At 69.9% G+C, this 19,840-nt stretch carries 20 protein-coding genes and 1 pseudogene; 10 read left to right on the top strand and 11 right to left on the bottom strand.

The window, feature by feature from the left end; genetic code table 11:
- Nucleotides 1-27: 27 nt before the first annotated feature.
- The 3 genes from ACZ69M_RS10515 to ACZ69M_RS10525 all read right to left on the bottom strand — a co-directional run bounded on the left by ACZ69M_RS10515 (nucleotide 28) and on the right by ACZ69M_RS10525 (nucleotide 3,518).
- Entirely contained in the window at nucleotides 28-1,050 is a 1,023-nt protein-coding gene (locus ACZ69M_RS10515) for a Gfo/Idh/MocA family protein (RefSeq protein ID WP_470048525.1), read from the bottom strand.
- Nucleotides 1,047-2,048 (bottom strand): Gfo/Idh/MocA family protein, encoded by a 1,002-nt coding sequence (locus ACZ69M_RS10520; RefSeq protein ID WP_470048527.1) that lies wholly within the window; start codon nucleotides 2,046-2,048, stop codon nucleotides 1,047-1,049. The genes ACZ69M_RS10515 and ACZ69M_RS10520 overlap by 4 nt, the downstream gene beginning before the upstream one ends.
- A 291-nt stretch (nucleotides 2,049-2,339) precedes the next feature.
- On the bottom strand, nucleotides 2,340-3,518 hold the full coding sequence (locus ACZ69M_RS10525; RefSeq protein WP_470048529.1) for a phytanoyl-CoA dioxygenase family protein: 1,179 nt from the start codon (nucleotides 3,516-3,518) through the stop codon (nucleotides 2,340-2,342).
- A gap of 108 nt (nucleotides 3,519-3,626) precedes the next feature.
- Here ACZ69M_RS10525 and ACZ69M_RS10530 point away from each other — a divergent pair, with 108 nt between their 5' ends.
- The 3 genes from ACZ69M_RS10530 (at nucleotide 3,627) to ACZ69M_RS10540 (ending at nucleotide 7,190) form a co-directional block, all read left to right on the top strand.
- On the top strand, nucleotides 3,627-4,673 hold the full coding sequence (locus ACZ69M_RS10530) for a LacI family DNA-binding transcriptional regulator (protein ID WP_470048531.1): 1,047 nt from the start codon (nucleotides 3,627-3,629) through the stop codon (nucleotides 4,671-4,673).
- 165 nt (nucleotides 4,674-4,838) lie between these two features.
- Nucleotides 4,839-5,597: a PIG-L family deacetylase gene (locus ACZ69M_RS10535; RefSeq protein WP_470048533.1), complete on the top strand. Its 759-nt coding sequence runs from the start codon at nucleotides 4,839-4,841 to the stop codon at nucleotides 5,595-5,597.
- 123 nt (nucleotides 5,598-5,720) lie between these two features.
- Nucleotides 5,721-7,190 (top strand): multicopper oxidase family protein, encoded by a 1,470-nt coding sequence (locus ACZ69M_RS10540; protein ID WP_470048535.1) that lies wholly within the window; start codon nucleotides 5,721-5,723, stop codon nucleotides 7,188-7,190.
- 39 nt (nucleotides 7,191-7,229) lie between these two features.
- On the opposite strand, the gene ACZ69M_RS10545 is transcribed toward ACZ69M_RS10540, so the two are convergent.
- The 3 genes from ACZ69M_RS10545 to ACZ69M_RS10555 are packed head-to-tail and all read right to left on the bottom strand — an operon-like array spanning nucleotide 7,230 to nucleotide 9,169.
- Nucleotides 7,230-8,036 (bottom strand): thioesterase family protein, encoded by an 807-nt coding sequence (locus ACZ69M_RS10545; RefSeq protein WP_470048537.1) that lies wholly within the window; start codon nucleotides 8,034-8,036, stop codon nucleotides 7,230-7,232.
- A gap of 46 nt (nucleotides 8,037-8,082) precedes the next feature.
- Complete coding sequence (locus tag ACZ69M_RS10550; RefSeq protein WP_470048539.1) at nucleotides 8,083-8,409, bottom strand: branched-chain amino acid transporter permease; 327 nt, start codon at nucleotides 8,407-8,409, stop codon at nucleotides 8,083-8,085.
- The gene (locus ACZ69M_RS10555; RefSeq protein ID WP_470048540.1) at nucleotides 8,402-9,169 is read right to left on the bottom strand and encodes an AzlC family ABC transporter permease; all 768 of its coding nucleotides are present in this window, start codon (nucleotides 9,167-9,169) and stop codon (nucleotides 8,402-8,404) included. Before ACZ69M_RS10555 ends, ACZ69M_RS10550 begins: the two co-directional genes overlap by 8 nt.
- Nucleotides 9,170-9,248: 79 nt before the next feature.
- On the opposite strand from ACZ69M_RS10555, the gene ACZ69M_RS10560 reads away from it, so the two are divergent.
- Nucleotides 9,249-9,686 carry an Lrp/AsnC family transcriptional regulator gene (locus ACZ69M_RS10560; protein ID WP_470048542.1) on the top strand — a complete coding sequence of 146 codons (438 nt, stop codon included), beginning with the start codon at nucleotides 9,249-9,251 and terminating at the stop codon, nucleotides 9,684-9,686.
- A gap of 53 nt (nucleotides 9,687-9,739) precedes the next feature.
- Here the strand turns inward: ACZ69M_RS10560 and ACZ69M_RS10565 are convergent.
- The 5 genes and pseudogenes from ACZ69M_RS10565 to ACZ69M_RS10585 all read right to left on the bottom strand — a co-directional run.
- Nucleotides 9,740-9,907 (bottom strand): annotated as a pseudogene (locus ACZ69M_RS10565) (NADPH:quinone reductase); the annotation flags it as partial.
- A 229-nt stretch (nucleotides 9,908-10,136) separates the two neighbouring features.
- Nucleotides 10,137-10,949, bottom strand: coding sequence for an energy-coupling factor ABC transporter ATP-binding protein (locus ACZ69M_RS10570; protein ID WP_470048544.1), 813 nt, complete (start codon nucleotides 10,947-10,949; stop codon nucleotides 10,137-10,139).
- Entirely contained in the window at nucleotides 10,949-11,818 is an 870-nt protein-coding gene (locus tag ACZ69M_RS10575) for an energy-coupling factor ABC transporter ATP-binding protein (RefSeq protein ID WP_470048546.1), read from the bottom strand. The genes ACZ69M_RS10570 and ACZ69M_RS10575 overlap by 1 nt, the downstream gene beginning before the upstream one ends.
- Nucleotides 11,815-12,591: an energy-coupling factor transporter transmembrane component T family protein gene (locus ACZ69M_RS10580; protein ID WP_470049323.1), complete on the bottom strand. Its 777-nt coding sequence runs from the start codon at nucleotides 12,589-12,591 to the stop codon at nucleotides 11,815-11,817. The genes ACZ69M_RS10575 and ACZ69M_RS10580 overlap by 4 nt, the downstream gene beginning before the upstream one ends.
- Nucleotides 12,592-12,596: 5 nt before the next feature.
- Nucleotides 12,597-13,409, bottom strand: a complete 813-nt coding sequence (locus tag ACZ69M_RS10585) for a hypothetical protein (RefSeq protein ID WP_470048548.1) — start codon at nucleotides 13,407-13,409, stop codon at nucleotides 12,597-12,599.
- Nucleotides 13,410-13,670: 261 nt separating this feature from the next.
- Between ACZ69M_RS10585 and ACZ69M_RS10590 the strand changes: the two genes are divergently transcribed.
- From ACZ69M_RS10590 to ACZ69M_RS10615, 6 genes are read left to right on the top strand one after another with little or no spacing between them, the layout of a single operon-like run.
- Nucleotides 13,671-14,663: a thymidylate synthase gene (locus ACZ69M_RS10590; RefSeq protein ID WP_470048550.1), complete on the top strand. Its 993-nt coding sequence runs from the start codon at nucleotides 13,671-13,673 to the stop codon at nucleotides 14,661-14,663.
- Nucleotides 14,664-14,682: 19 nt separating this feature from the next.
- The gene (locus ACZ69M_RS10595) at nucleotides 14,683-16,533 is read left to right on the top strand and encodes a B12-binding domain-containing radical SAM protein (RefSeq protein WP_470048552.1); all 1,851 of its coding nucleotides are present in this window, start codon (nucleotides 14,683-14,685) and stop codon (nucleotides 16,531-16,533) included.
- A 33-nt stretch (nucleotides 16,534-16,566) separates the two neighbouring features.
- Nucleotides 16,567-17,250, top strand: a complete 684-nt coding sequence (locus ACZ69M_RS10600) for an SAM-dependent methyltransferase (protein ID WP_470048554.1) — start codon at nucleotides 16,567-16,569, stop codon at nucleotides 17,248-17,250.
- A gap of 5 nt (nucleotides 17,251-17,255) precedes the next feature.
- Nucleotides 17,256-18,071 carry an HAD family hydrolase gene (locus ACZ69M_RS10605; protein ID WP_470048556.1) on the top strand — a complete coding sequence of 272 codons (816 nt, stop codon included), beginning with the start codon at nucleotides 17,256-17,258 and terminating at the stop codon, nucleotides 18,069-18,071.
- Nucleotides 18,053-18,595 carry a P-loop NTPase family protein gene (locus ACZ69M_RS10610; protein WP_351753258.1) on the top strand — a complete coding sequence of 181 codons (543 nt, stop codon included), beginning with the start codon at nucleotides 18,053-18,055 and terminating at the stop codon, nucleotides 18,593-18,595. The genes ACZ69M_RS10605 and ACZ69M_RS10610 overlap by 19 nt, the downstream gene beginning before the upstream one ends.
- A gap of 57 nt (nucleotides 18,596-18,652) precedes the next feature.
- Entirely contained in the window at nucleotides 18,653-19,828 is a 1,176-nt protein-coding gene (locus ACZ69M_RS10615) for a GNAT family N-acetyltransferase (RefSeq protein ID WP_470048558.1), read from the top strand.
- Nucleotides 19,829-19,840 lie beyond the last annotated feature (12 nt).

Raw genomic sequence — 19,840 nt, forward strand, 5'->3', positions numbered from 1 at the left:
GGACCGCCCTCTCCCGTTCGCTCTTCGTCATGCCGTGGCCGGCAGGACCGTACGTGGCCGTACCGGGAACCCGGCCGCCCGGTAGGAGTCGTCGATGAGCCGCGTCGTGGTCAGCGCGTCGTCGGCGTCGAGTACTGGCGGCGTCCCGCGCCGCAGGTGGGCGGCGAAGGCCTCGAGTTGGTAGGTGTACGAGGACCGGCGGCCGAGTTCCTCGGTGCGCTCACCGGCGGCCGTACGGACGACGACCCGGTCGTCCAGATGCGGCTGTACGAAGTTCACCGCCGTGGCTTCGCCGCGTGAGCCCACGACGCGGCAGCTCATCTGCCATGTGTGGTGGGCCATGTGGCAGCGGGCGCTGCCCGTGGCGCCGCCCGGGAACTCCAGATCGACGTCCAGCCACTCGTCGACTCCCGCCGACCGAGCCTTCTCCCCGCCGCGCGCGGTGACCAGCCGGGGCGCCCCGCCTGCCCACGGCGCGAGCATGCGCTGGGCGTGCAGGCTGTAGCACCCGAGGTCCATCAACGCGCCTCCCGCCAACGGGAGTTGCCACCGTACGTCGTCGTCCGGCGGTGCGGGCATGGCGACCATGGTCTCGACGTGGCGGAGGTCGCCCAACTCCCCGCTGTCCAGCAGCTCGTGAAGGCGCCGGGTGACCGGGTGGAACAGGTAGTGGAAGCCCTCCATGAACACCGTGCCCGCCTTGGCGACGGCCTCGTGGACCTCGGTCGCCTCCGCCGTGTTGCTCGCGGACGGCTTCTCGGTGAGGACGTGTTTGCCGGCCTGGAGGGCAGCCAGGTTCCACGGCCCGTGCAGACTGTTGGCCAACGGGTTGTAGACGACCTCGATCTCCGGGTCGGCGACGAGCTCGGCGTAGGAGCCCATCACCCGCTCCACGCCGTGCGCGGCGGCGAAGGCCTGGGCACGGTCGCGGTCGCGGGCGGCCACCGCGACCAGGCGGTGGCCGGTCGCCCGGGCCGGTCCCACGATCGACAGCTCGGCGATCCGGGCCGCGCCCAGGACTCCGATCCGCAGGGGTTCGTCCGTCGTCACTTGCGCACCTCTTCGAGTCGTACGGGCCGGTGTTCCCGGAGGGACAGGGTGCAGGCCTCGGCGATCAAGCTCGCCTCGACGGCGTCCGCGACCGTGCAGGGGGAGGTACGGAGGCCGGCGACGACTTCGGTGAACGCGGTGAGTTCGGCCCGGTAGGCGGCGGCGAACCGGTCCATGAAGAAGGTGTGCGGCGTTCCGGCCGGGAAGGTGGCGCCCGGTTCGACGGAGCGCAGCGGCAGCCTGTCCTCCAGGCCCACCGCGATGCTGTCCTTCATGCCGTGGAGCTCCAGACGCACGTCGTGACCGCGGGCGTTGTGACGGGAGGCGGAGATGACGGCGATGGTGCCGTCGTCCAGGGTGAGCAGGGCGGACGCCGTGTCGACGTCGCCCGCCGCACGGATGTACTGCGCGCCGCGGTTGCCACCGATCGCGTAGACCTCGGCGACCTCGCGGCCGGTCACCCAGCGCACGATGTCGAAGTCGTGTACGCCGCAGTCGCGGAAGATGCCGCCGGAGAGGGCCACGTAGGCGGGTGGCGGCGGGGCGGGGTCGAGTGTGGTCGACCGTACGCTGTGCAGGTCGCCGAGCTCACCGCTCAGCACGGCCCGGCGCGCGGCCGCACAGCCCGCGTCGAAGCGTCTGTTGAAGCCGATCTGCACCTCGACGCCGCTGCCCTCCACCGCACGCAGCACCTCCAGGCTCTCCTGGACCCCGCGGGCCACGGGCTTCTCGCAGAAGACGGGGATGCCCGCCTTCACGGCGGCGAGGATGAGGCCGGGGTGCGCGTCGGTCGTGGCGGCGATCACGACGCCGTCGACGCCGGCGGCGAGCAGGGCCTCGGGAGAGTCGGTGGCGGTGGCCCCGAAGCGTTCGGTGGCCGTGGCGACGGTCGCGGCCACCGGGTCGGTGACCACCAGGGAGTCCACCCCGTCCAGCCCGGCGAGGGTCTCCGCATGGAAGGCGCCGATGCGGCCCAGCCCCATGATTCCTATGCGCATGAGAGGCGTGCTCCTTCTGCCCGAGGGCGGCTCGGTCCTGGCCGCCGAAGACCATCTGGTCCCAGCGGTGGGAGGGGGCGGCGTTCGCGCGTCAGGCCGGCGAGAGCGGCCTTGGCCACGGAGTACGGCGCCGGGCGGGGCGGCCCGCCGTGGACGTGGCGGGAGCCGATGCCGACGACGGCCGCACCTTCCCCTGCGGCGGCCCGCACGATGCCCGCGCCGACACCCTGGCTGCCGCCGTTCCCGAGGACGGCCTTGTCCTCGGGAAGTCCCCTGAGTGCCGTGTCGCTGTCAGCTCCGGCGGCGCTTGGCGCCCGCCCGCAGTTCCTGGCGAAGCCGCTCGGGGTCCCATTCCTCGGCGACGGCCTGCCGGACGGTGTCCGCCTGGGAGGGCGGGGCGAGACCGTCCACCGGCGGGTCGAGGTCGAGGTGGGTGGGGAAGGGGTAGCCCTCGGCGGTGGCCGCGATCACGCGGCGCAGCCAGTCCTCCGCGACGCCCTCGGACTTACGGCGCAACAGCACCGGGAACAGCGCGTTCGCCATCGCCTCACGGTCCACCGACTCCATGGCGCGGCCGAAGGCGGAGGAGATCTGCAACAGATTGGCCATGCGCCTGATGCCGGCCGAACGGTTGTGCCCGGCGGCGTGGAAGAGCGCCGGGTTGAAGAAGACCGCGTCGCCCTTCTCCAGGGGGAGTTGGACGTGATGGGCGTCGAAGTACTCGACGAACCGCGGGAGTCGCCAGGCGAGATAGCCGGGCTCGAACTTCTGCGAGTGCGGCAGGTAGAGGGTCGGGCCGGACTCGACGGGCATGTCGCAGTGGGCCACCGCGCCCTGCAGGGTCAGCACCGGCGAGAGCCGGTGGACATGCGCCGGGTAGGCCGCGGCGCGCTCCTGGGAGAGGAAGCCGAGGTGGTAGTCGCGGTGGACGTTCTGCGCCGCGCCTCCCGGGTTGACCACGTTGACCTGTGAGGTGACCTGGTAGGCGGGGCCGAGCCAGGCCTCGGCGATCAGCTCCAGGATGTCGTTGGCGTAGTAGTCGGCGAACACCTCGGGCGCCCGTACGGCCACCTTGTCCAGGGCGTTCCAGACGCGGTCGTTGGCGCCGGGCTTGGCGAAGTGGTCGCCGCGGGCCGTGCCGCTCGCACGCTCCTCCTCGATCAGCGAGCGGAAGGCCTCGGACGCCGCGTCCACCACGGCCGTGTCCCCAAAGGCGCCCTTGAGGACCACGATGCCCGGCCCGTTTGACAGGGCCCCGGCCAACTCGTCCTGCACGCTCCGACGGCCCTCCGGGGAGATCGCCAGAGCGCGGAGCCGATCACTGTCGTACAGCGGGACGTTCTGTTCGACCCGCTCGGCCGAGGGGTGGTCGGCGGGGTCGGTGCGCTGCTCCACGAGCGAGCGGAACGCGTCGAGATCGCAGTCCGCCTCGGTCAGCCAGGTCCGCGCTGCTGCGGCTGTGGGAGACATCCGGGTCCTTTCGCAGTCCGTGCATTTCTGCCAGTCTTGAGCCCATCAATCCATCATTCAATGCTTGTCAGTACATCAAAAATGCATCATCGGCTCTTGGGATCAGTCATGCGACACCGCTACCCGATCAGGGAAATCGCCCGGCAGGCCGGACTGAGCACAGCCACGGTCGACCGCGTCCTCAACGAGCGGGGCAACGTGACGGAGAGCACCGTCAGGGAGGTGCACGAAGCCATCAAGGACCTGGATCGCCAGCAGAGCCAGGTCCGGCTCGGCGGCCGCACCTTCATGATCGACATCGTGATGCAGACTCCGGAGCGGTTCTCCACCGCGGTACGGGACGCACTCGAAGCCGAACTGCCCTCTCTGCATCCCGCTCTCGTACGTTCGCGCTTCCACTTCCGCGAGACCTGCCCTCCCGCCGAACTGATCGGCACCCTGGACAAGATCGCGAAGAGCGGTACGCAGGGCGTGATCCTCAAGGCCCCCGACGAGCCGGAGATCGCGGCCGCGGTCGGTCGGCTGGTCGCGGCGGGCATCCCCGTCGTCACCCTGGTGACCGACCTGCCCCACAGCGCGCGCCTGGCGTACGTCGGCATCGACAACCGCGCGGCCGGGGCCACCGCCGCCTACCTCCTCGGACAGTGGCTGGGCAAGCGGCCCGGCAACGTGCTCACCACCATCAGCCGGGGCTCCTTCCGGGGCGAGGAGGAACGCGAGATGGGCTTCCGCAGCGCGATGCGCCTCGCCGACCCCAGACGCTCCCTGGTGGAGGTCACCGACAGCGACGGCCTGGACGCCACCCAGCACGATCTCGTCCTGGAGGCGCTGAAGCGGGACGAGGACATCATCGCCGTCTACTCCGTGGGCGGGGGCAACCTCGCCACCCTCGACGCCTTCGACGCGCTCGGGCGGGAGTGCGAGGCGTTCATCGCCCACGACCTCGACCACGACAACACCCGCCTGCTGCGCGAGCGCCGCCTGTCCGCCGTCCTCCACCATGACCTGCGCCAGGACATGCGCCGCGCCTGCCAGATCGTCATGCGCGCCCACAAGGCACTCCCCGACGACGGACCGCCGCTGCCCTCGGCCATCCAGGTGGTCACGCCGTTCAACATGCCACCGGGTGCTCCGTCCATGCTCGTCGCCGACTGAGACCGAAAGGCGCGACGCCGCCCCGCGGATTGCGCCACGGGCCCTCGACCAGGCCGCCCACGGCGCGACTCGGCGGCAGGGACTCGGCGGCAGGCCGGAGGCCGGTAGCGCGCCGCCCTGGGGGACGTACGATCGGGTCTCCTTCGCGCGGAAGGCGGTCTGCCCATGCCCGTGCCGAGCCTGCTCGCGGTTTTCGCGCACCCGGACGACGAGTCACTGTCGGCAGGCGGCGTGCTCGCCCGTCACGCAGCCGCGGGCGCGCGCACCGCGGTGGTCACGGCGACCTGGGCCGCGGACACCCCGCGGGCCGCGGAGTTGGCCGAGGCGCTGCGGATCCTCGGCGCCGGCACACCGCGGATGCTCGGCTACGCCGACGCGCGTGTACCGCAGTCGGCCCCGGGCTGCGTGCGGTTCTGCGAGGCGCCGCTCAACGAGGCGGTGTGCCGGCTGGTGACGCACATCCGCGCGTTCCGCCCGGACATCATGGTCACCCATGACGCCTACGGCGGGCTGTCCGGTCATCCGGACCACGTCCACACCCATCGGGTGACCATGCTCGCTGCCCAAGCGGCAGGGCTTGGGCTGCTCTACCCGGATGCCGGGCCCCCCTGGCAGCCGCGTGCCCTCTACCTGGCCACGCACCCGCACTCGGCCGTGCCGGCGCTGAGAGACGCGATCGGTGCGCGCAAGACGGTGTACAGCGTTCCGGACGAACAGGTCACCGCGACTGTCGATGTCGGCCCCTGGATGGAGCGGAAGATCGCCGCCGTACTGGCGCACCGCTCCGAGGTCGTGCGGGGAGCTCTGCCGGGGGTGATCGCCGGTCTTTCGCCGGGGGCGCGGGTACGGCTGTTCGCCACCGAGTGGTACATCCGCCACGCCCCCATGACCGTGGCCCCGGCCCAGACGGAGCTGACCGCCTGACCATGCGGCCCTGAGCCGAATCGAAGTTCATTGGGGTCGTGACCGATTTCGCATGATTTTCCGATGCATGATGACGGCTCACGGCCGCCCGTTTTCCCTATGTGCCATGCAGGGGAGTTCAGCTTGTCCGCACATGCCCGCCGCACCCGTACCGTCATCGGATCCGCACTTGCCGCACTCGCACTGGCTGCGGGGTGTACGACGCACACCGAGATGAGCGCACTCGGCCATCCGGAGGCGTCGACGGGTCCCCTGCAGACCGTGTCCCCGTCGCCGGCCCTCACCGCGCCGACGACGCAGGATCTGCGCGACCCCGTGCAGATCGTGAGCAGGAACGGACTGCTGAGGACCAGGATCGTCGTCGAACGCAAGAAGGTGCGCCTGGCAGGCCGCGACTTGTGGGCCCTGACGTACAACGGGATGTACATGCCGCCCACGCTGCGTCTGCGGCCGGGGGACCGGATGGAGATCTCCTTCGAGAACAAGCTCGACCAACAGACGAATCTGCACGTCCACGGCATGCACGTCTCGCCCGCCGGGCATGCGGACAACGTCTTCCTCAAGGTCGAGCCAGGGAAGACGTTCACCTACGAGTACACCTTCCCCAAGAGCCTTGAGCCGGGCACGTACTGGTACCACCCGCACCCGCACACGCTCTCCACCCCCCAGACCGCCGGCGGCATGTCCGGCCTGATCGTGGTGGACGGGCTCGACACGTATCTGCCCGCTCCGCTCCGCGGGATCACGGAACACACCGTCGCGCTCAAGGACTTCCAACTCGTGGGCGACCAGATCAAGACCTCGCATCTCAAGATCGGTGCACCCACGACACGCACCGTCAACGGGCAGCTCAACCCACGGATCCGGATCAGGCCCGGCGAGACCCAGTTGTGGCGTCTCGCGAACATCGGGGCCAACATCTTCTACAAAGTGACGCTACCGGGCACCGAGTTCCACATTGTCGCCCAGGACGGCTACCCGGTGAACAGGGTCTACTCCGTCGACTCCATGGTCATCCCGGCCGGTGCCCGCTACGACGTGCTCGTACAGGGCCCGAAGGCCGGCCTGTCGCAACTGCGGACCCTGCCGTACAACTCCGGCAAGGCCGGAAACCAGTTCCCCGAGGCGACACTGGCCACGGTCCGGTCCGAGGGTGAACCGATGCGGCCCGCGGCCCTGCCCACAGCCTTCGCCCCGGTGGACGACCTGGCGAAGGAGGCCGTCGCGGCACGCAAGACGGTCATCTTCACGGAGAACAAGGCGGGCACGCTCTTCTACATCAACCACAAGCAGTTCGACCACAACCGCATCGACTTCCGGGCCAAGCTCAACACCGTCCAGGAGTGGACGATCAAGAACGACAGCGACGAGGTCCACTCGTTCCACATTCACACCAACGACTTCCAGGTGATGAGCATCAACGGCAAGCCGCAGGTCAACTACGGCTTGCGGGACACCGTCGACGTCCCTGCACGCGGAAACATGGTCGTCCGTATCCGATTCCTCGACTATCCGGGCAAGACGGTCCTGCACTGCCACATCCTCAACCATGAGGACGCGGGGATGATGGCGGTGCTCCAGATCGACAAGTAACCGCCCCGCTTCCGAGCCACGAACAGGCGGCGCCCGTGATCACTGGCCCGGTATGGGGCGGACGGTGAGGATCTGTTGTGCGTGTCCGACCGGGCCGTTGAGGTCGTGCAGGACGGTGCTGGTGAGTCCTTGGCCGGTGGGGCCGAAGGTGACCGTGGTGTCCAGGCCGGTCCAGTGGCCCTCGGGTTGGCGGTGGAGGTGGACCGTCAGGTCGACGTTGGGGTACATCCAGACGGTGGGCGGCTGCCGTACGGCGATGCCGTTGGCGGTGTCGACGAGGCCGAGGTAGGACGCGAGCGTGCTGCTGGGCTCGTCGGCGACGAGGGCGTGACGGGTGGAGATCCAGGCGGTCGTACGGCCCGCCTGGGGCGGTGCGAGCGGGCGGACGTCCAGGGAGGCGATGTATCCGCCGGGCCACAGCGAGGCCATCGCCCACGGGGTGAGCGCCTCGGGAGGGGTGAGCCGGTCGTCGGGCCCGCCGGCGACGGCGGAGGTGTCGAGGGTGGCGAGGAGCCAGGCACGGGCGCGGACCACGGGCCGGTCGGCGATGAGCACGACGGCTTCGAGCAACTCGATGGTGCGGCCCGGGCGGATGGTCTCCACCCGGATCTCGCACTCGTCGAGGGCGGGTCGGCCCAGGATGTCGTAGCTGATCCGGGACAGGACCAGGCCGGTGTCCGGCCGCCCGGCCAGATGACGGTCGATGGCGTGGACGACGAGTCCGCCGAGCGGACTGAAGTGCTGTTCGTCGGGGTCCCAGGCTCCGCCCGCGTGGGTGGTCGGCTTGTAGCGGTGCTCGTCGATGCGCTCGTAGTAGCTGTCGGGGACCGGGGTGCCGGTGTTCAACGGACGTTTCTCCTCGGGCGGCTCGCGGGGCTGATCACAGGGCTGATCACAGAGTATTGAGCAGGACGACGTAGACGGCGGTGCCGATGCCCACGCTCAGGATCGTGCGGCGGCCGAAGGCCAGGTGGACGCCGATGGTGACGGCGACCGCGAACAGCGCGTACCCCGTTCCGTGCGGGTCGCGTGTGATCGTGCCGTGCAGGGCCGTCACGGCGAGGATCGCGAGGATGCCGACCGGCATCCACACGGACAGTTGCCGCACCAGCGCCGAGCCGCGCAGGGTGCGCAGCACCGCGAACGGCAGCGCGCGCAGGGCGAAGGTGAGAGTGAAGACGATCGCCAGGACGGCGATGAGATACGAGGTGCTAGGCATCGGTGGTCTCCCGGGCGGGTCGGCGAGTGGTGAGCGTGTGGCGCACCAGGAGCAGGCCGACGAAGACCAGCAGCGCGGTGAACATGGCGAGGCCCGGGGTCAGTACGAGCGCGAGCGCGGCGCCGGCACCGGCGAGCAGGACGGAGGGGAGTTCGCTGCGGGAGCGGAACGCGTCCAGGGTGAGCACGGTGAACAGGGCGCACAGGGCGAACTCCAGGCCCTTGATCGGCGCGGGCAGCGCGGCGCCGAGAGCGACCCCCACCAGACCGCCGCCGACCCAGTAGGTCTCGCAGGCGATCTGCATCGCCAGCAGCCGGGGCGCCGAGCGTTCCGCCTCGGACAGGGAGGCGTTGACGGCGTATGCCTCGTCGATCATGGCGTAGACGGCGTAGGCCTTCGCGACGGGGTGCTTGACCAGGTGGAGGGGGAAGGAGAAGGCGTAGAAGACGTGCCGGAAGTTGACCACGAGGACGGTCAGCGCGACCGCGGCCAGTGGGGTGACGGTGGCCATCATGCCGACCAGCAGCAGCTCCAGGGAGCCGGCGAACGCGGCCAGGGACAGGGCGGGGGCGAGCCACCAGGGCAGGCCGGCCTGCATGATCAGCAGGCCGAGAGCGATACCCAGGGGGAAGATCCCGAGGCCTGCGGAGAAGGAGTCGCGGACTCCCAGGGTGATCTGCCGGCGCCGCTCGGCGGGAGCCCGGGCCGCGAGCGGGGCGGCTTCCGGTAGGGCCGCGCGGGACGGAACGTCGTGGTGCATGTGTTTATCGTCCCGGAAAACGCGCGCCATGTGGTTGCGAAGATTGCGCGCCTTAGGGTCTGGGGTGCAATCTTCTGACGTGGATGCGATCGATCTGGCAATCATTGCCGAGCTGGAGCGGGACGGGCGGCTGACCAATGTCGAGCTGGCGCAGCGGGTCGGGCTCACGACAGGGCCCTGCCTGCGGCGCGTGCAGCGGCTGGAGGCCGACGGTGTCATCCGCGGCTACCGGGCCGTCATCGACCCCGTCGCCGTGGGCCGCTCCTTCGAGGTGCTCATCGACCTCAGCCTCGAAGCCCAGGACGCGGAGACGGTCGAACGCTTCGAGCGGACCATGGCGCAGGCCGAGGAGGTCATCGAGCTGAGGAGGCTGTTCGGCAGCCCGGACTATTTCGTGCGGGTGGCGGTCGCGGATCTGTCCGCCTACGAGACCTTCCTCAGCGGGCAGGTGATGACCATCCCGCGGATCAAGAACGTCACCTCACACTTCACGATGAAGGCGGTGAAGACGGCCTGACGGCTGGGCGGCCTGTCGTCCCCTCGGCCGTCCCACCGGCCGTCCCGTGACGGTCAGTGGGGGACGGTCACCAGCACCCTGCCCCGGCCGCCGGCGTCGACGCGGTCATGGGCTTGGGCGATGTCCTCCAGCGGGTAGCGGTCGCCGACGTCGACGGTGAGGGCGCCCACGGCGGCCGCGGCGGTGAGGTCGCGGGCGGCCTGGCGTCGGGCCTCGGCGGGGCGCGCGACCGCTCTCCACCCACCGGCAACTCAGTGACCCTGCCCGGGGCATCGCGCTCCAGACACGGCCGCCGAGTCCCGTTCGGTGGCGGCGCGGGTCGCCTCCCGCCGAACGGCGGGTGCACAGACGGTCGCCGGGGCTCCGCTGGAACGGAACTCGCCGTACGCACGGTCGCGTTCGGCAGCCAGGGCGCGAGCGTGGAGAAGAACGCCGACGGCGCCCGCGACTTCAGCGAGCCGCGGCGTGGTCGGTCAGCTGGTCCAGGAAGCTGTCGACCGTGGCCACGGGGGTCGGCCAGCCGAGTCGTCGGCCGAGCCGGGCCATCTGGGGCTGTTCGAAGGCGGACGTGGACGGACTCCTGTCTCCCTCCAGCCAGCGCTCCACAGGACCGTCCCACCGCACGCGGCCTTCGGACAGGACGACGACCCGGTCGAAGTTCTCCGCGCAGAAGTCCGTGTCATGGGTGATGGCCAGGATCGTCCTTCCCCGTTCGTGCAGGTCTGCGATGAGCTCTTCGAGCAGGACGACGGAGCGGTGGTCCTGGCCTGTGGTGGGCTCGTCCAGGACGATGATCGGGGTGTCCATCGCGAGGACCGAGGCGAAGGCGACCCGTTTGCGCTCGCCGAACGACAGATGACGGGGATGGCTGTTCGCCTCCCCGGTCAGACCGGTGACCTGCAGTGCCCACTGCGTGAGGGCGGTCCGGCGGTCGGCGGGGAAGCCGAGGTTGCGGGGGCCGAAGCCGACCTCCTTGGCCACCGTGGAGGCGTGCAGCTGGTCGTCCGGGTTCTGGAACACGAAGCCCACGCTGCGGGCCAGCTCGGCGATGTCGAGTCCGGCGGCATCGCGACCGTCCACCGTGACCGTTCCCGACGTGGGGCGGGCGATGCCGATCAGGTGCCGGGCCAGCGTGCTCTTGCCCGCCCCGTTGGGGCCCACGATCGCCACACGTTCGCCGGCTCTGACGGTCAGCGAGACGTCCGCGAGCGCGGTCGTTCCGTTCGGATAGCGATGGGAGAGGGAGTCGACGCGCAGCACCATCACATGCCTCCGGCGGTTCGCGTGCTCTTGAGCGAGGCGGTGAATCCTTCCGTGGCCGCCTCCAGGGTCACCGGCAGCGCACGGTCCGACTCCCACAGGCCGCGCCCGGCGGCGCGGCGTGCGGCGGTGGTGTAGCGCAGCGGGGCCACTCCCCACTCCGCGAGCCGGGGGTCGGTGAGGACATCGGCCGGCGGCCCGTCCGCGGCGATGCGCCCCTCGTTCAGGATCAGGACGCGGTCCGCGCACCGGGCCGGTCGTTCCAGCCGGTGCTCGAAGAGGATGACGGTGACGCCCTGCGCCCGCAGGGTCTCCAGCGCCTCGAACACCACGCCGGCCGCCACCGCGTCGAGCTGTGAGGTCGGCTCGTCGAGCACCATGACGGCGGGCCTCATCACCAACGCCGATCCGATGGCCAGAAGTTGCTGCTGCCCACCGGAGATTTCGTACGGGGAGAGGCCGGCCAGGGCGGTGAGCCTCAGGTCGGCCATGACGCGATCGACGCGTCGGATCATCTCGGACCGCTCGACGCCGAGGTTCTCCAGACCGAAGGCGAGCTCCTCGCGCAGCGAGAACCGTGCTCCCGACAGCTGGTTGAACGGATTCTGCATGACCAGGCCGACTTCGCCGACGAGTTCGGACGGCTGCGTCTTTACCAACAGCCGCCCACCCACCCGTGCCGACCCCGTGGTCTCGCCGCCGGTCATCTGCGGGACGACGCCGCTGATGACTCCCGCGAGGGTGGTCTTGCCCGCGCCGTCGGCACCGGCCACGGCACAGAACTGGCCACGCGGCACAACGAGATCGATGTTCTGGAGGGCGGGTCGGGAACCGGTCGGATAGGTGAGGGAGAAGTCCCTGAATTCGATCACCGGAGCACTCCGAGTACGTTGGTGACGACGGCGGTGAGCGCGCACAGTCCCATGACGGTCCGGGCGACCCGTTGTGCCGCGGTGTCCGGCACCTCCGTCAGATACGTGGGGCGGCGGGTGGTGCCGAAACCCCGGGTCTCCATGGCCACCGCACGGTCCCCCACTTCCGTGAGGGCACCGAGGATCAGCGGCCCGGCCATCGGAACCAGGGCCCGGACCCGGCCGCCCAGCCCCGTGACCGGCAGGCCGCGCGCCTGTTGGGCGTGCATGATGCCCTGGGCCCGGGTGGTGAGGGCGGGCGCGATCTGCAGGGCCGCCGAGACGACGTAGACAGTCTTCGGCGACATGCCGCGCTGTGTCATCGCGCTCATCAGCGCGCCGGGTTGCGTGGTGAGGAGAAGCAGGAAGAATCCCCCCATGAGTGCCAGGAGACGCAGTGCGGTCTGCGTGGCAAAAACCAGGCCCTCATATTTCAATGCCAGAGGGCCGATTTCAGCAACCACTCGGTGAGTGTCCGGATAAAAAAAGCCCTGAATCAGGTAAACCGTGAGCGCGACGGGCACCCACAGGGCAAGAAGCATCGGCACGAATTTACGAAGGGTTCCTGAAATTCCCACCATGGGAAGTACCGTGGCGCAGAAGAGCAGCAGCGGCCACCAGGTCATGGTGAGGGCGAATGCGGATACGGTGACGGTGACCGCGAAGGTCAGCTTGGTGAGCGGATTCAGCCGGTGCACGGGGGAGTCGTCGGTCGCGTGTGGGGATATGTCCATGCGGGTCACGCCCTTCTCGGCATCAGGCGGTGAACCGCCAGTACCCGATGCTGCTGCACAAAGGGGAAACGGTGCACATAGCCGGAGGGCAGGCCTGCCAGCAGGGTCAGGGCCAGTGCGACGGTCAGCGCTTTGTCCAGGGGGTCCGCGACCAGCCCTTGCAGGCTGGCGGCCTTCAGCATGCTGTTTCCGTAGGCCTGGAACGTCGCGATGACGGCGGACTGCCCCACCGTGCCGCCGGCGTTGCCGAAGACGAAGGCGGTGATGGGGGCGGAGACGATGCCGGCGGCCACGCCGATCACACCTCCGGCGAGCAGGGCCGTCGGCAGGCGCCGGAACCAGCCGGCCCGCGCCAGGGTTCCCGCGATGAAGCCGATCAGGGCGGCGGTCACCGCGTAGGGCAGAGCTCCGGGAGTGATGGTCATCCCGACGACGATGCTGGCCAGAGCCCCGGTGGCGGCGCCCGCCGCCGGTCCGGCCAGGACGCCGACGAGCACGGTGCCGATCGAGTCGAGCTGGAGCGGCAGGCCGCTGAAGTAGACGATCTTTCCCATCACGATGTTGATGGTGATCGCCACCGGCAGCAGGGCCACGGTCGTCGTCGGCAGCCCGGCCACCGCGCCGGAGACGATCAGCATCGCCCCGAGGGTGTAACCGCACAGGGCGAGGAGGGCGGCCGGACCGCCCACGCCGCCGTGCACGGAATCGGGTTTGGCTGAAATCAGCCCCCCGTAAGTGATGGCGACGATTATCGCGCCGATCCCGATGCGCCAGCGTGGAGAGAGGCGCCAAGGGTTTAACAAAATCCGGCCTGTCACTTGATCTGCCACCCCCGTGTGTGGGCAGGCCCCATTGGCCGCCGGTCATCATGCAGAGACCAAGTCGCCGATGTCAACACCGACTCGCCTCCGCCCGACCTGGACGTATTTCCCTTCGTCAGGGAATTGAAAACGTCATTGACAAACGAAGATCTTCAACGCTCTACTCGATTGGAACCGAGCTCGCCACGGATGTCGCTTTGTCCGGTTTGAAGGCAGGTGGCGAGTTTTTCGTCTATCACCAGAAACGGGGAAGATGTCATGGCCAATTATCAATCGTTCGCGGATTCCTACACGGCCGGGCTGCGCGACGTACTCGCGGACGGCAATGACGTGGACTCGGTGCGCGATCCGCTCTCCAAAGCATCGGGTTTCGGCCAGAACGACCGCCCGTACCGCGAACTCCTGGCCTACCAGACCCGTATCGCCGACCCGACTTCCTGTCTCGCGGTCTCCCCGCACCTTCCGGTCAATCTCTCCTACTGCTTCGGTCTGCTCGCCTGGTCCCTGGACGGCCGCAACGACGTCGACACCCCGGCGTACTACCGCCGCGGCGCCCATGAGTACTCGGACGACCAGCACACGCTGAGTGGTGCTTTCGGCCATCGGCTGCTGACCTCCAGGGGGAACCAGCTGGAGGAAGTGGTCGGCCGAATCGAGCGCGACCCCGCCCACCGGCGTGCCTTCGCCCTGGTGTTGCAGCCCGAGGACAACTTCCGCCAGTCGCGGGAGTACCCGTGCGCCGTGGGCGTCCACCTCTTCCTCCGCGACGGAGCGCTCACCTGGATCACTGTCATGCGAGCCCAGCAGGCGCTGACGGTCCTGCCGTACGACGCCTTCCTCTTCATGGGGATGCAGCAGTACGCGGCTTCGCTGCTGAACGTCCCGAGCGGCCCGTACATACACCAGTCGGGCACCTTCCACTTCTACGAGAACGAGGTGGAGCTGGCCCGGAAGGTCACCGAAGCGCCGGTGGAGGCCGTGGCGCTGCCCGCGTTCCCGGGCACCCCGGACGGCGGGCGGGAGGCCGCGCGCGAACTCATCGACTTCGAGCGGCGGCTTCGGCTCGCGGCACAGTCGGGAGATGTCTCCGTCGTGGACGAGATCGCCACCCACAAGGCGAACACCGAGTTCGCCGACGTGGCCCGGGCCTGCCTGGCCACCCATGCCTACCGCAAGCTGGGCGACACCACCTCGCTCGTGACCAGCCCGGCGTCGAACGGTGGCGTCGCGAACCTCATCGCCGCGATCTGATCGCGCCGGGGAATCACACGTGAGGACAACGATTCGTACCCCGCTGAAGCCCCACCGTCCGGACGCGGCGGCATCGGACGGGAAAGTGACGGAACTCGTCGTCCGGCGGCGCCGGTTGTTCACGGCGCACCCGGGCGAGGCCCGGTTCACCTATCCGGTCATGGCGGCACTGGTCCCGGTGGCGACCAGCAGGGGCGGGGAGGTCGCCTATCCGGGTGATCCGATGTGCCTGTACTCGGCCCTGACCCTCACCATCCAGCGCTCGGTGGCCCGCCTGAGCGCGGGGCTGCCCGAGGAGCCGTCCCTCGACGACGTCTGCCCCGATTGGGGGCACTGCCCGGACGACGACTACCGCCGCACGGCGAACGGGCCGCGCACCACACTGATCGCCGACAGCCGGACCACCGACGGCCACGTCTTCGACCCCCGCATCTGGGACGAGGTGGCCCAGGAGCGGTTCATCGCCGAGCTCCGCGCGCTCCAGCCCAAGGTCCTCCTGCTCAGCGCGGTGTCGGCGGCGCACCGGTACGCCCTGGAGATGGCCGAGCTGGCCAAGGTCCACGCGCCCCACTGCGTCGTCGTCCTCGGCGGCCGGCACGCCGACGAAACGATGAAGTACCGCGATGCCGACGGCACGGCGGACTTCTCCTGGAGCAGCACGGTGGAGGTCGTCCGCGACGGCCGCGCGGCCCAGGTCGTCGACTTCGTGGTCGCCGGTGACGGCGCACCCCTGCTTGACCTGCTGCTGCGCGCCCTCTCGCTGACGGTCACGCCCGGCTTCGGTCCGACCGACAACGCAGCGGTGCTCGACGCCCTTGCACTGGTCGCAGGCGCCGGGGAAACACTCCGCGGTTCGGGCACGATCGTGGGCTTATGCCCCGATGAGGCGGTGGTGGTGCCGGTGCGGGGCGAGCGACTCGGCTCGGCCGAACTCCCCTCGCCGTACGAGGCGTTCTCCATCCGCGCGCGCTTCGGAGTCTTCACCGAGGCGGGCAGCCACCCCCTCGGCAGCCGTACGGCGCACATGATGACGCTGGACTCCTGCCCGTTCAAATGCACCTTCTGCTCGGAGAGCATCCAGGTCTCCCAGCGGCCCACCCGTTTCGCGGTGAGCGAGACCGAGCACGTGGCACAGCGCGTCCGCCGGCTCATGGACTGGGGCGCCGAAGCCGTGTTCTTCGACGACCCGGTGTTCTGGGGCGGGAACTGGAAGGCGATCACCGAGTTCTGCCAGGACCTGCTGCGCCAGGGCACGGACCTGCCCGGGGGCACCCGCCTGGAGTGGGGCGGACAGCTCACCGTCGACGTGGTGCTCAACCGCGCCAAGGCCGACGAGGTGCACGCCGCGCTCGAACTGATGCGCCGCAGCGGCTGCACCTACATCTACATCGGCATCGAGAGCATGGCCGAGAGCGTGATGGCCCACGTGGGCAAGAACCTGCTGCGCCGCAACCCCGAGGCCTGGGTGGGCAAGGTGCGCGAGGCACTCGCGATCATCCGGGGCCACGGCATCCGGGTCGGCAGCTCGGTCCTCTTCGGTCTGGACGGCGAGAGCCGGGAGACCATCGAGGAGACGATCGAGCAGATCGGCCGGCTGATCGACGACGAACTGCTCGTCATGGCCAGCCCCAACATCCTCACCTACCATCCGGGTACGGCGATCACCGCCGCACACGGCCAGGACCGACTGGACTATCACTCGCGCAAGGACAACAGGCCCCCGTACACGTACTTCGAGGAGGCCTATCCGGAAGTCGTCTCCCAACTGCTCACCGAGGACGACATCTGGTACATCCACAAGTCCGCGGCCGAGCGCTGGGGCACCGTCCGCAACAGCGCGGCCGAGCCACTGACCGAGGCGGCCAGATGACCACCAGCACCGACAACAGCCTTGGGAGGGCGCGTGCTTGACGTCGATCGCAAGAGTTACTGGGGCGACTACTACTCCTACTTCCCCGCCCTGGCCCGCTACATCCCGCTCGGCGAATACGCCCGGCGCGTCCAGCCGCGCGCCTGCGTCCTGGGCGTCTCCGACGGCAAGTTCGCCCTGCCGCTGCTGCGCGCGGGCTGGCAGGTCGTCGGCGTGGAGAGCGACGACCTCTTCCTCAACGGCGGTGAACTGGACCTCGTCGACGGCCACCACGACGTCGTGGGCCTGCGCCAACGGCTCGCCGCCGAGGGCCTGGAGGACCGGTGCACCGTGGTGGAGCAGGACTACATGACCCTGCCCGCCGAGGGCGACTTCCAACTGGTGCTGGGCAGCGGCCTGTGGTCGATGCCGCCCAATCGGGCCCACACGATGGAGGCCCTCGTCCACCACGCGATGGACATGGTCGCTCCGGGCGGACTCTTCTTCGGTGAGTACCTGATCGGGCTCAACGACGACGAGCGGCAGTGCGGTTACTACCCGACCGCCACGGAGATGGAGCGGATCGTCACCCGGCCCGGCTGGGAGCTGTTCGAGAACGCCGACCTGGGTATCCGCGGCGAGAGCCACCTGGGCTACGAGCAGTGGCACTACCACCGGTACGCGGCCGCCATCGCCCACCGCATGCCGCCGCCCCGTGAGCCCGCTCGGGAGAAGTGACCTCCGTGACCGGAACGCATCTCAGCGGCTGTCCCCGCATCCGGGGGGACAGCCGCCCGGCTGTCGTGGTCACCGATCTCGACGGCACACTGCTGCTGTCCGACGGCAGCGTGAGCGAGCGCGCGGTGGCGGCGCTGCGCGCGGTCGCCGCACAGGGGACCCGCGTCGTCTTCGCGACGGCCCGCCCGGCCTGGTCCGCCCGCGGGCTGCTGTCCGCCGCGTCCGGTCTGGGCGCCTTCCTGGTGTCGTCGAACGGCGCCGTGGTCAGCGACCTGGACGTCGGGGGAGTACGACGGATCCGGGCGATGACACCCGCCACCGTCCGCGCCGAGATCGCGACGCTGGGGGAGCGCCCCTGGGCCGTGGACCGGGAGCACGACCGACTGCTCGGCCCCGGCTGGCCCGACATCCTGGCGAGCGGTGCCGGGACGGCCCTGCGCGTCGGTGACGTCCCGGACGGCTCGCCGGTGCTGTGCCTGATGGTGCACATCGACTCCGGCGCTCCGCCTCCGGCACTCGGGGTGCGGGGGGCGGTGCGGTGGACCTCCTCGGGGCCGGGACTGCTGGAGGGGTCGGCCCCGGAAGCGGACAAGGTGTCCGCGGTCGCCTCGGTCCTTGCCGGCCTCGGCATCGGCTGGGAGCGGGTCGTCGCCTTCGGTGACGCGCCCAACGACACGGGGCTGCTCGCCGCCGCGGGCCTCGGCGTGGCCGTCGCGAACGCGAGCGCGGACGTGCGCGAGGCCGCCGACGCCCTCACCGCGTGCAATGACGACGACGGCGTGGCCGCCTGGTTGGAGGGAATGTGTCTGTGCCGCGTGTGAAGACCCTTGCGGAGGCCCGCCGGGTGTGGATCGTGGGAGGTCCCGGCTGCGGCAAGTCGACCCTCGCCCGCGCCCTCGCCGAACGGCGTGGCATCCCGCCCGTCACGCTCGACGCCCTCTTCTGGGGACCGGCCTGGACACCGGTGCCCACGGAGGTCTTCCTCGCCGGTGTCGAACGGGAACTGACGGCCGACACCTGGGTCGTCGACGGTCAGTTCGCCGCGAGCGTCGAGGCCTTCGCCGACCGCGCCGACTGCGTGGTGTGGACGGATCCGCCGCTGCGTGTCACCTGGCCGCGCCTGCTGCGCCGTACCGTACGGCGCTGGATACGCCGTGAGGAACTCTGGGGCGGTGTCCGGGAAACGTTCTGGACCGTCGTCGGACCCCGGTCCATCCTCTGGTACGCCGTGCAGGTCCGCAACTCCCAACGCCTCGCCAACCAGAGGCTGTTCGACGAGCTCAGCGGCACCGGCATCCTGCTCCTGCACACACGCGACAGCGATGTGCGATCTCTGCTGGAATGAACCCCGGCACCGTTTCCCCCTACACTCATCCGATCCACCTTTTCTGGAGTTTCCCCCATGCACGTCTCCTCGTACGACTCCGTTGACCAGCTGCCGGCGGCGGAATGGGATGCTCTGGAGATCGGCGGAACCATCTACTCCAGCAGCGGCTTCGCCGGCGTACGCGCGGAGGAGTTGCCGCCCGGAGGCGCCGCCCGCTATCTGCTGGCGCGCGACGCGCAGGGAACGCCGGTCGCGGGAGCCGAGGCGTACGCGTTCACCCGTCCACCGCACCTGCTCTACACCCCCGCCGACCTGCTCGCCGGTCTGATCGACGACGAGCGGCACGCCCAACTCGCCGCCCGGCCCATGGTGTTCGGCGCGGGATGGTCGGAGTTCCGCGGTCAACTGCCGGGCCGCGAGGGAGTGACGGCACAGGAGCGGACGCAGGCGGTGCAGGCGCTCACCGCGCGGACCCTCGACTTCGCCCGAACCACCGAAGCGGACGTGCTCGGGTACTACTACCTGCCCCGGGCGGAGGCGCTGGAGGTCGCCGAGGCCCATGCCGAGGACGGGGCGGTGGTCCTCTACCACGACGTGGAGACCGTCCTCCCCGTCGGCCTGTGGCAGAACCTGGACGACTACTTCGCCTGGCTGCCCTCCGGCCGACGGCCCCGGGCCCGGCGGGAGAGAAGGGACTTCGGCCGCAGCGGGCGGACCATCCGCGAGGTCTCCCTCCCCGAGGTCGTCAAGGAGATCGCCCCGCTCAACAGCGCGCTGATGCGCAAGCACGGACACGCGTACGGCGAGGAGCGCGCGGCAGCGGTGTACGACCGCCAGGGCCGCCACCTCGGCGAGCGCAGCACGCTCCTCCTGGACGAGGACGCCGGGCAGCCCATCGGTTTCGCGCTGCGATACCGGCACGGCGACACGCTGTACGCGCGCGTGGCTGGTTTCGACTACTCGGTGCCCAACGTGGCCGACTATTTCAACCTGGTCTTCTACCACCCCATCGAGTCAGGAGCCGGCCGCACCGTGCGGGCGATCCACCTCGGTCTTGGCACCTTCCAGGCAAAGCTGGCGCGCGGCGCCCAGCCGCATCCCCTGTACAGCGTGTTCGTGGGAGTGGACCGGCCGTTGGCGGCGGACGAGACGAAGGTCCGTGAACGCAACCGGGCCGAGGCGGAGGCGTTCGGCGCCGAGTACGGCCAGTACGTGGTGGGTGGGCTGAACACCGACGACTGGCTGCTGTGAGCAAGGGGAGGA

It is taken from the genome of Streptomyces sp. NPDC107454 (assembly GCF_055582885.1).

Excerpts from the sequence above, each read along its gene's own strand:
- ACZ69M_RS10520 (WP_470048527.1), bottom strand. The coding sequence starts at position 2,048 with ATGCGCATAGGAATCATGGGGCTGGGCCGCATCGGCGCCTTCCATGCG.
- ACZ69M_RS10525 (WP_470048529.1), bottom strand. The coding sequence starts at position 3,518 with ATGTCTCCCACAGCCGCAGCAGCGCGGACCTGGCTGACCGAGGCGGAC.
- ACZ69M_RS10530 (WP_470048531.1), top strand. The coding sequence starts at position 3,627 with ATGCGACACCGCTACCCGATCAGGGAAATCGCCCGGCAGGCCGGACTG.
- ACZ69M_RS10535 (WP_470048533.1), top strand. The coding sequence starts at position 4,839 with ATGCCCGTGCCGAGCCTGCTCGCGGTTTTCGCGCACCCGGACGACGAG.
- ACZ69M_RS10550 (WP_470048539.1), bottom strand. The coding sequence starts at position 8,409 with ATGCCTAGCACCTCGTATCTCATCGCCGTCCTGGCGATCGTCTTCACT.
- ACZ69M_RS10555 (WP_470048540.1), bottom strand. The coding sequence starts at position 9,169 with ATGCACCACGACGTTCCGTCCCGCGCGGCCCTACCGGAAGCCGCCCCG.
- ACZ69M_RS10570 (WP_470048544.1), bottom strand. The coding sequence starts at position 10,949 with ATGGTGCTGCGCGTCGACTCCCTCTCCCATCGCTATCCGAACGGAACG.
- ACZ69M_RS10580 (WP_470049323.1), bottom strand. The coding sequence starts at position 12,591 with ATGGACATATCCCCACACGCGACCGACGACTCCCCCGTGCACCGGCTG.
- ACZ69M_RS10590 (WP_470048550.1), top strand. The coding sequence starts at position 13,671 with ATGGCCAATTATCAATCGTTCGCGGATTCCTACACGGCCGGGCTGCGC.
- ACZ69M_RS10615 (WP_470048558.1), top strand. The coding sequence starts at position 18,653 with ATGCACGTCTCCTCGTACGACTCCGTTGACCAGCTGCCGGCGGCGGAA.